The organism is Paenibacillus sp. MAH-35 (assembly GCF_058135425.1).
The window spans coordinates 294,244-306,354 of the sequence record NZ_JBYUPU010000006.1; the positions used below are offsets into that span (position 1 = coordinate 294,244).

General features: G+C 56.3%; 13 protein-coding genes. 6 read left to right on the forward strand and 7 right to left on the reverse strand.

All coding sequences use genetic code 11. The features are described 5' to 3' along the window. Positions 1-2: 2 nt before the first annotated feature. Positions 3-689, forward strand: coding sequence for a class I SAM-dependent methyltransferase (locus AC3Y2E_RS09265; protein WP_379209374.1), 687 nt, complete (start codon positions 3-5; stop codon positions 687-689). 41 nt (positions 690-730) lie between these two features. Here AC3Y2E_RS09265 and AC3Y2E_RS09270 read toward each other — a convergent pair whose 3' ends face one another. From AC3Y2E_RS09270 to AC3Y2E_RS09290, 5 genes are all read right to left on the reverse strand, one after another. Continuing rightward, the gene (locus tag AC3Y2E_RS09270) at positions 731-1,198 is read right to left on the reverse strand and encodes a hypothetical protein (protein WP_379209376.1); all 468 of its coding nucleotides are present in this window, start codon (positions 1,196-1,198) and stop codon (positions 731-733) included. 32 nt (positions 1,199-1,230) lie between these two features. Then, positions 1,231-2,016, reverse strand: a complete 786-nt coding sequence (locus AC3Y2E_RS09275) for an aldo/keto reductase (protein WP_379209468.1) — start codon at positions 2,014-2,016, stop codon at positions 1,231-1,233. A gap of 189 nt (positions 2,017-2,205) precedes the next feature. Further along, positions 2,206-3,117: an S-layer homology domain-containing protein gene (locus AC3Y2E_RS09280; protein ID WP_379209378.1), complete on the reverse strand. Its 912-nt coding sequence runs from the start codon at positions 3,115-3,117 to the stop codon at positions 2,206-2,208. Between the two features lie 214 nt (positions 3,118-3,331). Next, the gene (locus tag AC3Y2E_RS09285; protein WP_379209380.1) at positions 3,332-3,892 is read right to left on the reverse strand and encodes a hypothetical protein; all 561 of its coding nucleotides are present in this window, start codon (positions 3,890-3,892) and stop codon (positions 3,332-3,334) included. 81 nt (positions 3,893-3,973) lie between these two features. Then, positions 3,974-4,606, reverse strand: coding sequence for a DUF1054 domain-containing protein (locus AC3Y2E_RS09290; RefSeq protein ID WP_379209382.1), 633 nt, complete (start codon positions 4,604-4,606; stop codon positions 3,974-3,976). Between the two features lie 180 nt (positions 4,607-4,786). Between AC3Y2E_RS09290 and AC3Y2E_RS09295 the strand changes: the two genes are divergently transcribed. Further along, positions 4,787-5,680, forward strand: a complete 894-nt coding sequence (locus tag AC3Y2E_RS09295) for a stalk domain-containing protein (RefSeq protein ID WP_379209384.1) — start codon at positions 4,787-4,789, stop codon at positions 5,678-5,680. A gap of 28 nt (positions 5,681-5,708) precedes the next feature. Here the strand turns inward: AC3Y2E_RS09295 and AC3Y2E_RS09300 are convergent, their stop codons facing one another. After that, positions 5,709-6,356 (reverse strand): response regulator, encoded by a 648-nt coding sequence (locus tag AC3Y2E_RS09300; RefSeq protein WP_379209386.1) that lies wholly within the window; start codon positions 6,354-6,356, stop codon positions 5,709-5,711. Between the two features lie 6 nt (positions 6,357-6,362). Beyond that, positions 6,363-7,511, reverse strand: a complete 1,149-nt coding sequence (locus AC3Y2E_RS09305) for a sensor histidine kinase (protein ID WP_379209388.1) — start codon at positions 7,509-7,511, stop codon at positions 6,363-6,365. A gap of 198 nt (positions 7,512-7,709) precedes the next feature. Here AC3Y2E_RS09305 and AC3Y2E_RS09310 point away from each other — a divergent pair, with 198 nt between their 5' ends. The 4 genes from AC3Y2E_RS09310 (at position 7,710) to AC3Y2E_RS09325 (ending at position 11,916) form a co-directional block, all read left to right on the forward strand. Then, a complete protein-coding gene (locus AC3Y2E_RS09310) occupies positions 7,710-8,645 on the forward strand; it encodes an ABC transporter ATP-binding protein (RefSeq protein ID WP_379209391.1) in 936 nt (311 codons plus the stop codon). A gap of 14 nt (positions 8,646-8,659) precedes the next feature. Next, positions 8,660-9,823, forward strand: a complete 1,164-nt coding sequence (locus AC3Y2E_RS09315) for an ABC transporter permease (protein ID WP_379209393.1) — start codon at positions 8,660-8,662, stop codon at positions 9,821-9,823. Between the two features lie 4 nt (positions 9,824-9,827). Continuing rightward, positions 9,828-10,970: an ABC transporter permease gene (locus AC3Y2E_RS09320; RefSeq protein WP_379209395.1), complete on the forward strand. Its 1,143-nt coding sequence runs from the start codon at positions 9,828-9,830 to the stop codon at positions 10,968-10,970. 349 nt (positions 10,971-11,319) lie between these two features. Continuing rightward, the gene (locus AC3Y2E_RS09325; protein ID WP_190926433.1) at positions 11,320-11,916 is read left to right on the forward strand and encodes a hypothetical protein; all 597 of its coding nucleotides are present in this window, start codon (positions 11,320-11,322) and stop codon (positions 11,914-11,916) included. The last annotated feature ends 195 nt before the right edge of the window (positions 11,917-12,111 follow it).

The following is a 12,111-nucleotide window of genomic DNA, read 5'->3' on the forward strand; positions in this document are numbered from 1 at the left end:
GGATGTCCGACATGGTTAAACACCAATTTGATTGCGCGGCGGACCGTTACGACAGCCAGAGAAAACGATTGATTCCTTGCTTCGACGACTTTTACGACACGGCCGCCTCCTGGATCGTGACCGGCGAGCCGGCTCCGCGCATATTGGATCTGGGCGCAGGCACGGGCCTGTTCGCCGGATTCGCCAGACGGAAGTTTCCGGAAGCATGGCTGACCCTGATCGATCTGAGCGATAAAATGATCGGGCAGGCGCGCACCCGATTTGCAGGAGACACCCGGGTCGAATGCATTGTAGCTGATTATACTAGTTATTCGTACCGGGGACAATACGACGCTGTCATCTCTTCGCTGTCAATCCATCATTTGTCCCATGAACAGAAGAGAGCGTTGTTTCGCACCGTCTACGAACTGCTGCATGAGGGAGGCGTCTTCGTAAATGCGGATCAGGCTTCGGGTTCGACGCCGCAGCTCGACGCCGAGTACAACAGACGCTGGGAAGCGTTCGTTCACGACAGCGGCTTGCCGGCGGAGGCGATCGAATCGGCGATCGAGAGAAGAAAGCTGGATCGCAACGCTCCGCTGCACGCTCAGCTCGACTGGCTGAGGGAGGCCGGGTTCGCCGATGCAGACTGTGTGTACAAATTTAACGAATTCACCGTATTTGCCGCACGAAAAGCCGGCCCGTCGTAAGGGCCGGCTTAGGCTTCATGCATCCACAGCGGCGGACAAGTTCAGGAGCGGGAAAACCCTTCCTCCTGCAAATATTCGACCGCTTCCTCATACGTTTCGAACACCGAATCCAGGTTCAGCCCGGCGAATATGTACCAGAAGTCGTCCTCGAACTTCAGCGTCAGCGACTGGTTGCCGGTGCCGGTCCATCGTTCGCTGCGCCGCTGGCCGCTGGCTTGGGCCGGTTCGGCCGCCGTCGACAGCGAACGGATCGAGTCCGCGATCAGGGAACGAAGCTCATGCTCGGGCAGATCCCGGATGTTGACGAACCCTTTGTCGTCCGCGGGGCAGTCGGGAAGCAGTCCGGCGTATACGAAGCCGTTGCCGTTCGGATGGAGATGATATACGACGTTTTTCTTATCGTGCACGCTCCCGGGATACTGGAAGTTGACGCGCCCGAGCGAGACGTCTTTGCGCTCCAGCTCGGCGAACGATTCGATGATCGCCAGTTTCTGTTCAAAGCTTAACATGCTGATTCCCCTTCGTCATTCCGCTTCGTTTTTTAGAAATTAAAGTTGTCCGGGTCCGCACCGACGCGGGTATCGAGATTGAGACCGTCGATTAATGCCATATCCTCCGCGGACAGCTGGAAATCGAAAATATCGGCGTTTTCGCGAATACGCGACGGCGTAACCGATTTCGGAATCGTAACGACGCCGTTTTGCAAGTCCCAGCGAAGAATGATCTGGGCGGGAGACTTGCCGTATTTTTGGCCGAGGCCGACAAGCAGCTCATGCGAGATCAGCTCTTTGCCCTGCATCAGCGGACTCCATGCTTCCATCTGGATTCCGTTCTTCTGGCAATAGGCAAGCAGCGGGCGCTGAGAGAGCCGGGGATGATACTCGACCTGATTGACCATCGGCTTGACCACCGCATCCTGCAGCAGATCGTCGAGATGATGAACGTGGAAGTTGCTGACGCCGATGGCGCGCACGCGGCCTTGCTCATACAGATGCTCCAGCGCTTTCCATGTGTCCTTATACTTGCCTTTAACCGGCCAATGAATCAGGTACAGGTCCACGTACTCCAGACCGAGCTTGCCGAGGCTTTGCTCATATGCGGCCAGCGTCGAGTCGTAGCCTTGGTCGGCGTTCCACACTTTCGTCGTAACGAACAATTCATCGCGGGAGACGCCGCTATCACGAATAGCCCGGCCGACGCCTTCCTCGTTGCCGTATACGGCCGCTGTGTCGATGCTGCGGTAGCCGGTTTCGATCGCAGTCCGGACCGCATGCTCGACCTCCTGGCCTTCCGTCACTTTCCATACGCCGAGCCCGAGCCAGGGCATCCGAACGCCGTTGCCAAGTACAGTCGTGTCCGTCAAATGTGAAGCCAAGTGCAGCCTCCTCCTTCTCACCTGCAGAAATGAATATCATCCTAGGATTCGCGATCCTCTTCCAAAATACCATCCCGGGACATCCGATGCAAACAGGGAAGGGCCGCTTTGCGCCATCGCCTTCGGGAGTGCGGTAAACGGCTACGGACTCACCCTCGCGATCACGGCGGCGGCTTCCGCGCGCGTAATCGGCCGGTCCGGCCGGAACGTGCCGTCATCATAACCGTCGAACAGCTCAGCTCGAACGGCCGCATAGATGAGGCCTTCCGCCCAATGACCTTCGACATCGCCAAAGGCCGCAGCCGTCCCGCCGTCTTGTCCCGACGTGTTCAGCGCTTCGCTTCGGGTCAGGATCGCCGCAATCTCCGAGCGTGTAATTTCCTGGTCCGGCCGGAACGTGGAGTCCGGGTAGCCGTCGACAATGCCGTATTCGATTGCCGTTGCGATGTAGGTTTTGTAGGGGGACTTGGCGATGTCGGTGATGTCCGGACCGCTGCCGTTCGAGAGGAACAGCTGTTTGGCTTTGACCAGATACGTTATCAATTCCGCTCTCGTAATGTTCTGCTCCGGCTTATACAGCAGCTTGCCGTCTTCGATATAACCGTCGACGGCCCGTTTGCGATGAAGCGACAAGATCGAATCCCGGGCCCAATGTGCTTCGATATCGGATAATTCCGTCGGAATGCCGTTAAGCGACAATACATAGTTGACGATCGCTTCGTAGTCTTCGTCCCGGAGCGTGGCCGGCGCGTTTTGCGGCATCTCGGTGCTGATATAGCCGTACGCCTCTTCGAAGGTGCCGTATTTTTTCTTGAAGCGTTCTGTCGTCAGCGCCGGATTCGAGCCCCGTCCTGCGCCGTCTGCGGCATGGCACGACAAGCAGTGCTGCTTGTACAGCTCTTCGCCGGAAGAAAGGGTCCCGGAGGCGGAGCCGGCGTTCGTCTGAGCGGACGTGGCGGGCTGCTGAAAGGGCAGGGCGGCAGCGGCCAACGCGACGGTGCCGATCGCTGCGGCAATCAGCCATTTGCGTTGACGGTCCGTGATAAGCGGCATGGTGAACGGCCTCCTTGCTTGTGGGGTTAAAAGTGTCATTCTTCAGCGTATCACAAGTTTATGACATTCTTATGACGTCTTGTACGCCACTAACACCATTTCGCGGGCAGTTCCTCGGTATGGTAGCCGGGGGAGGGGAGCCGCCGAAGAAGCTCCGGCCAAAAGAAAAAACCGGCCCAGGGCCGGTTTGGACGTGTGTTCGGTATGGCAGCGATCAGTAGATCATGGATTCATGACTTGGAATGCCGGAATGGGACTGCATCTCTTTCCCTTTTTTGTGGTGGCGTTCCTTATCCTTTTTCCATTCCTTCCAGTCTTTTTTGTTGACCATCGCTTTCAGGTGCTCCGGCAGCTTTTGTTTGATGCGGTCCGCTTTGTCCTGCGGCCATTTGCCGGATTGGACGGCTTCGTCGATTTTCTGGTTCCGGATGGCGATCATCCGGTTGATCAGATCCTCTTCCCCGATGCCTTTCGCCTTGGCGATATCCGCTATGCTTTTGCCGGCTTCAAGCTGCTTTTTCAGCTCTTTTTTGTCCACGCCGATGACGGCGGCGGCATCTTCGAACAAGAAGAAGCCTTTGCGCCGCTTTTTCTCATCCTGGGCGGCGGAGGGCGAGTGAAACTCGGTATCTGGAGCCGCTTCGTTCAAGACGGCGATCTCGGGCGACGGCGCCGCGGAAGCGGGGGTGCCTCCGGGAACGACCAGCAGAGCAGCCGTCAAGCCAAGGGCGAGGAGGCCCAGCGGGATCTTTTTGGCAGTCGGAATAACGTTCATGGTACTTCATCACCTTTCTTCTCCAAAGTTCGGGTCGGTTTTAGTTTGTTCCAAACTTTGGAGAATGATACGGGATGAATGTCAGAACGCGATCCGGTACAGCGGCATGACGCGGTCGAACGTATCTTTGATGATGTCGGTCAGCAGAGCCGGATCGGTCAATACCGGATCTTTGCGGTCGATGCGGATGCCGCACAGCGCTTCGGTTTTTTTGACCCGCTGCAGCTTGTCGATCATCCGCTCAAAGTCTTGTTTGCTCATATCCTTATGTACGGAGGACTCAGGCTGCATATGATCGGTTGACCAGCGGAAATGTCCGGGAATCGATTTGCGGATGGCGGGCAGTTTCTTCTCCAGATTGCGGGCGAAAATTTCTTTGTTGCCGCTTTCGTAAATAACGGCGAACTGCACGAATAAATGTGTCGACCACAGTCCGACCTGAAAATGCGGATGGGCTTTGTACCCTTTTTTGTTATTCGCCCACGCCACCCATGTGTCGTCCGGAGGATTGATCGTCCGTCTGGCATGTCTGGCCACATGGGGGTACATCGGCTCGCCGCACAGCGCGGACAAGTAAGGAGCGAGCTCCTCGCCAAGCTTCGTCAGCTTCGGCCGGACGCGTGAGATTAAAGCTTCCATACGCGGCTCCAGCCCGGGAATTGCGAACACTTCAAAATCGGCAACGTCAAACGCGGGAACATCGAGGACAGTCATAAGTACCTCCTGAATAAATAACTTATCGATCGTCGAACGGCTCCTCTTAACAGTACAACAACCGGCCGATTGTTCGCAAACGGTCAACTCCTTCTATGCGGGGGAACGAGCCTGAGCTATAATAGAAACTGGATAAAGAAGGAACTGATACGAGAACAGTTCGGGACAGGAGTGAGATTGATGAACCATATTCGTTTCAAACGGATAGCCGGATTAACATTGGCGATGGGGCTTATGTTTACGGCTGGCGTCTACGCTAAGGACACGCTGCAGAAGGTCGAGGCTTATCTGCGTCCGGATTTCAAAGTGGAGATCGACGGCAACAAAGTCGGCGGCATGACTCCGCTCATCTATGACGGCAGCAGCTACTTGCCTTTCAAAGCGATCGGAGAGCTGCTGGGCGCCCAGGTAAGCTGGGACGAGAGTACGACGACGATCAAATTGAAGCGGCCGGCCGCGCCCCAGACAGGTTCCGGTACGAATACGGGAAGCGGTACAGGAACCGGCACAGGAACCGGGACGGGTACGGAAACCCCGATCGTTCCGCCGGTGGTCGAAGTACCCGAAGAGATTACGCTGGACACGCTGATCCGCTACAATTTCGAGTACGAGAAAGTCAACTACCCGGCCTTGATCAATTTGTATAAAGGGACGGAGTATATCCGCTGGAAAGATATCAAGAATATTCCGATCAACGTCGGCAATCCGGAGCTGACGAAGGAGAAGCATACCGGGGAGCTTTACGTTCATATGGATTTGATCAAGCCGTACTGGAAAGATAAAGTGAAAGGCGGCCTGAGCAAATACGCGATTGTCGAAGGCGGTTATGCGATCGCGGAGGACAAGCTAAAGGCGCTGGACGAATATTTCGGCCGGTTCGAGAAAGGGTTTACGATCAAGCCGCTGGAAGGAGACAACGAATATACCGTTCTCGCCCAAGGCAGCAACAAATCGTACTACCAGTACAATATCCGCTTTTCTCCCAAATACAACGGAGGCTGGCTCGTATCGAGCTTCGGCTGGAAATCGTACCCGACCGAAAATCTCGATCCCGCGCTGTGGCCCCCGCGCTGACCGAAAAAGCCGCCCGGCGAGGGCGGCTTTACCGCTTCAAATAAAAAATCGCGATCTGGGTACGGTCGCGCAGCTCCAGCTTGCTCAAAATGTCCGTAATATAATTTTTGACCGTTCCTTCGCTCAGGTGCAGCTGCCGGGCGATTTCTTTGTTGCTCAGCCCGTCGGCAATCTTCTCCACGATCTGCTGCTCGGAGACGGTCAGTCCGTATTCCACCAACGATTTTTTGGCATTCGGCGCTTTGTTGGAAGGCTTCAGAAAGACGGTCAGTTTTTTGGCGATATCGGGGTGGATCAGGACGTTTCCGCGGGCGACGGTTTTGATGCCGTCGATGATTCGGTCCGGAGCGACGTTTTTGAGCAAGTAGCCGCCGGCTCCGTTGCGGAGCGCTTCGATGATATACTCGTCGTCGTCGAACGTCGTCAAAATGATCACGGCGATGCCGGTATTATAAGCTTTGATTCGCCTCGTGCCTTCGACGCCGTCGCAGACCGGCATGCGAATATCCATTAGCACTACGTTTATACCGCCGTGCTTTTGTACGAATTGCAGCGCTTCCTCCCCGTTCGTGCATACTCCTTCCACCGTAATTTCCGGGTCCAGCTCCAAAATCATTTTCAAGCTTTCTCGAATAAACGGATCGTCGTCGACGATCAGCAGGCGAATGTCGCTCATCGGTTGTTACTCCTTATGCGCCGCCGGAGGCTCGGCTCTATGGGATCTGGGAATGACCGTAGTGACCGCAAATTCGGGCTCCAGGCCGATTTCGAGCGACCCTCCCAGCAGCTTGATTCGTTCTTCCATGCCGCTCAGCCCGAGTCCCCTGCGCGAGATCGAAGCGGGGACGGTGCCATTGTTGGACACTGTCATCGCCACCTTCTGCCGCCCGTAGCGGATCGCGATGCGAAAACGGTCTGCGCCCCCATGGCGGATCGCATTCGTGACCGCTTCCTGGGCGTTGCGGTAAAGGACGATTTCTTCGCTCGGATAGAGGGGATACGGCATCCCTTCCGTGTCGAACGACAGCTCGATTCCGTTCGTCTTGCCCAGCTCCTCAATCAGAGCGGCGAGCGAATACGGGCTTTTCGCCTCACCGGGCTTCATATTCCGGACCGTCTTTCTCAAAATATCCATGCTGTCCGCAAGCTGGTCGCGCACTTCGGCTGCAAGCTCGAACCCTTTCTCCGGCCGGGTCGGAATGACCGCGCAAGCGGCGTCCATCATCATCTTCAGGCGAACGAGACGGTGCCCCAGCTCGTCGTGAATGTCCCGGGCGATCCGGTTGCGCTCTTCGGTTTGCGCCAGGTGTTCCACCTTCGCCGCGTAATCGGCGATGCGGTTGCGGGCTTCTTCCAGCTCGTAATGTTTGCGGCGGAGCTCGTCGTTGTAGGTCTCGGCTTTGCTCGTCTCCGAGGAAGCGATGCGAAGCAGGTGCAGCACGGCCGCCAAAGCGGCAAAAGCGAGACATACGGCAATCCGGGTGCTTGCGGGCAGCGTTACCACCGAAACGTTCAATAGAACGAACAGCGCGCTTGCGATCAGCCCGTGTCCTTGCCGCCCCCGTTCGGCGTATACGGATACGAGCGTGGAGAAGGGCAGCATGTAGAACAGTCCGCCATACGTCCAGGCGAGCCAGCCGGAATATAGGATCTCGCCCCACAGCAGGAGCTGTCCGGCCGTGTGGGCGTGCCGCTTGACGCGCACCTGGGCCAGCCATATAAGCAGGAGGGCATGAATGACGTATACCGTGTAGGAGGAAATATCGGCTCCATACAGCCCGGCGATCGACGGGATGAGAATAAGCATGTAGCGGACGGCTGGCAATGGCAAAACGACTTCCTCCGATCTGTTTCTTTCCTCATTATACCCGGGCGTTCGGGCGCGGCGCTACGGAAAAACGAAGCCGGCGGAGAGGATATGACTTTCGTCACCCGGTTTCATGACTTTTTCTACCTGCCGTTTCGGCCGCGGAGGGATACAATGGAACCATAAGCAAACCGAAGCAGACCAAGAGACGGGAGCGGAGCGATGGAATATATACAAATTCGCGATCTGGTGAAACGATACGGTAGCCAGGTATCGGTGGATCATCTGAATCTGGACGTAAACGAAGGAGAAATTTTCGGGCTTCTCGGCCCGAACGGAGCCGGCAAAAGCACGACGATTAAAATGATGTGCGGCCTGCTCGCGCCCGATCAGGGTGAGATCCGGATCGGAGGGGAGTCGGTCCGGCGCAGTCCGCTCGAGATCAAGAGGCGGATCGGTGTCGTTCCTCAGGAGTTGGCGATCTATGAAGATTTGAGCGCCCGGGAAAATGTAACATTTTTCGCCAAGCTGTACGGATTGAAGGGGAAGGTGCTGGAGGAGCGGGTCGAGGAGGCGCTTGGCTTCGTCGGGCTGCTGGACCGGCAAAAGGATAAGCCCAGCGCTTATTCCGGGGGGATGAAGCGGAGACTCAATATCGCTTGCGCCATTACACACCGCCCGAAGCTGATCATTATGGACGAACCGACCGTCGGCATCGATCCGCAGTCGCGCAATCATATTCTCGAGTCGGTGAAGACGCTGAACAAGATGGGCTCCACGATCATTTACACGACTCATTATATGGAGGAAGTCGAGGCAATCTGCAGCAGAGTCGGCATTATGGATCACGGGAGGCTGATCGCAAGCGGTACGAAGGAGCAGTTAATCCGGCAGCTGGCGCGCGAGGAGAAGGTGGTGATCGGGACCGGCGGGGTGAACGCTGCTGCCGTCGAAGAGCTGCGCGGGCACAGCCGCGTAGAGAAAGTTCTGGTCGAAGGCGATGAACTGGCCGTTTATTTGCCTTCCTCTTCGTCCTACTTGCAAGATATTTTGTTTATTTTATCGAAACATGAAGTGGCGATTCAGACGTTAAACCGGATTGAGCCGAATTTGGAGACAGTGTTCCTGGCTTTGACCGGGCGTACACTGCGCGACTAGGGGGAGGAACCGTTATGCAGCTGTGGACGGTAGTCCTCTGCGAGATCCGGCGGATGCTCCGGAGCCGGTCGTTTTATTTCGTGTTGTTCGCCCTGCCGTTTCTGCTCATTCTGATTCTCGGCAGCGCGTTGAAAGATATATTCAGTCAAGACGACCGTACGATCGCTCCTGTCCGGCTGGCGGTCGCAAGCCTGGATCAGGGAGCGCTGCGGGAAGGCGTTCAAGCATTTCTGGGAAGTCCGGATCTGTCCAAGTATTTGCAGCCGTCGCCGGCCGTTTCACGGGAAGCGGCCGTAGAGGCCATAAAGTCGGGGGAAGCCGACTTCGGATTGGTCATTCCGGAGCAGTTCAGCGAGTCCGTCCTGCGGGGTGAGCCGGCGAGCTGGGAGTTTCTGTACGGACCCAGCCGCACCCGTAATACGACGGCCGAGCATGTGCTGCAAACGTTTATCGACCAGACCAATACAATTCAATCCGTTCATTTGACGATTCCGTCCGCTGCGGCTTCTGCGGTGCGCCCGCCCGCCGCCGTTCCTGCCGGAGGCGAAAGTTTTGTGCTGGCCGGTTCGCTGAACCAGGCGAATACCGCTGTATCCGCGTTGCAATATTACGCTGCGGCGGAGCTGATTATGTTTCTGCTCTATGCGGGGATGATGGCGGCGATCAGCCTGACTACGGAGAAAGAGCAGCATACGCTGGCCCGGCTGGGAACGCTGCCTGTCAAGCCTGCGACCGTGCTGGCCGGTAAAATGGCGGGACAAGGATTTCTTGCGGTCGTACAGGCGGCCGTTATCGTTGCGGGCACGTCGCTGTTGTACGGGGTCGATTGGGGTGACAGCTGGGGGATGCTGGCGGCTGTCATTTTGTTGACGATAGCCGCTTCCATGAGCCTGGCCCTCTTGATCGCCATCATCGCCAAAACGTACAAAGCGGCGGTCGGCTTGTTCCAGGCGGTTATTATCGGGATGACGCTGCTTAGCGGAGGGTTTATGCCGGTTGACGGAATGCTCCAAAAACTCGGTTATTTCACGGTCAGCTACTGGGCTTCGGACAGTATTACCCGGATTATGCAGGGCTTCGGCCCCGATATTGTAGCCGGCCATCTGACCGTACTCGCGGCGATCGCCGGCGGGCTGCTCGCCGTTTCGTTCGCTGTATACCGGAAGGCGGGATTTTAATCATATGAATAGCATAGCGATCGCAATTAATCTCATACGTCGTACGTTCGGGAACAAGAAAGGCATCCTGACCTTCCTTCTCGCTCCTTCATTGATCGTAGCGCTCGTCATCAGTTTCCTCGGCTCCGGCTCGTCGCAACCCACCGTGGCCTTCGTGAACGGGGATCGGGAAGGACTCGGCGGTTATGTGATCTCCGCCCTGGCCGATTCCGGGGAATACAAGCTCGCAGCTGCACCGTCTGCCGAGGCTGCCAGGCAATCCGTATCGGAAAATAAGGCGGCTGCCGCGATTCTGATCCCGGATAGGTTCGGAGAACGGCTGCTGCAAGGAGGCGGGGCCGAAGTCGAGATGCTTCAGATGCGGGTCGACGAGGAGACGTTCGGGCTGAAGCTGGCCGTCGAGCAGACGATCCGCAGCATGAACCAGGCGGTTTCGTATGCGAAGGAAGCGGGATCAGCCGGTCCGCAGCTGCTAGGGACGGTCGAGCGCATTTGGATTCAGCAGCAAACCAAGCAGGTCGGTGTAACGAAGACCGATCTCGGTCTGGAAGTGAATCCGGCAGTGGATATGGCTACGGGGATTTTGCTCGTATTTATGCTAAGTCTGGTGACCAGCTCCGTGGCGTCGATCGTGGAAGATAAGAGAAACCGGACGATGACCCGGATGTACACTGCGCCGGTTCGTGCATGGGAGATCGCGGCCGGCAACTTTATCGGCAGCTTCGCGATCGGTACGATTCAGACGGTGATCGTGCTTGTGTTCTCCCGGTACGCCCTCGGGTTCGATTACGGGGTCGGATTCTGGCTTCATTTCCTGGTGATCGAGTTTTTCCTGCTCGCCGCTATGGGACTCGGCTGTACGATCGCCGGCCTGGTCCGGAATCCGAATCATCTTGGCGCGATCAATTCGCTGATCATCACGCCGACATGCATGCTGGGCGGTTGCTTCTGGCCGGTCGAGCTGACTCCGGAGTTTATGCAGAAGCTGTCCAATATCGTGCCGCAGCGGTGGGCGATCGATGCGCTGCGGCAACTGGCGGCCGGAGAGTCTCTGGCCGGGGTTTCTTTGAAGCTTGGCATTCTTGTGCTGTTTGCGGTCATTTTACTCGGATTCGGCTCCGTCGTGCTGCGGCCAAACGAGAGCTGATCCCGGGAACCCTCCTCCTTGCGGTACGCAGGGAAGGGGGTTTTTTGTATTTCGAACCGTCTGCCCTGTCCGGCGGCGAGTGCAAGCGCTCCGAATTTTTTACCCGTCTGCTTTAAAAATAATCAATAATCCAAGTTGCTAAATCATATGATCCATAATAAGATAAAAGTAAGCGGCAAAGTTGTCTGAACATTCTGTCAAAAAGTGCAGCGATTGATCAACGGGGTGCAAGCCTAAAGCAGACTTTCAGCGCGACAACGATTCAATCCACAGCCCGTACGTCCGGTTCGGACGCCGAAAGACGGTTTATAGTAATGACAAGGGTGTTCATTGTGTAGGAGGGATTGCCGTGAACAAAAGTTATGAAGTAGAGTACTGCAACCTGGAGTTGCGTTTTGACCGCCGGCAAATCCGCAACTTTATCAAGTCGCTCATTCAGGAAGGCTACTCCTTGTACTGGAACGAGAACGATCAGCAGTTCGTCATCTCGATCCGTACGGGCCGCAAGCTGATCAAGCTGAAATTCCAGCGGATCGGGGACCGCTACAAAATCGTCGGCGATTATTCGTTCAAGGACGAGAAGCTGTCCGAGCTGATGGAGAAGATGATCGGAGACACCCGCGGCCACGCTATCGTCAAACGGTTCCGGGAGCGGCAAATTGTAATCGAGAACATCATGTTCGGGGAAATTATCCGCATGGTGGAAATATCGGGAGTCGAGCACAAAATTCTGTTCCAGAAAGAGCCTGTCGTTACGCTGGACGAAATGGTTCAAGCGTTTAAATCGAAACGGGCGGAAGAACGGGTGGCGGTGCTGCGACTGGAGCTGGATTACGAGCTGGCGATCCTGCACGAAGCGCTGCAAGACAACGATGAGGAAAAAGCCGCCGAAAGTAAAGAACGTCTAAAGGAGATGCGCAGCGAAATGCTGCAGCTGGAGATGTAAATGAACAGTAGAGCAATGACGTAACGACCGTCTCAGCCGTGCCAGAGCACCGGGGAGATGGTCGTTTTCGCTGTCCGGCTTCTTGCGTGCGAATGCAGGGGAACGAGGGGGCCCGATTGATCGTTAGACCGGAAAAGCGGCTGCGGATTCGCTCTTGTTAACGTGTGCATAGATGTGCTAAAATCAAGGCGACAA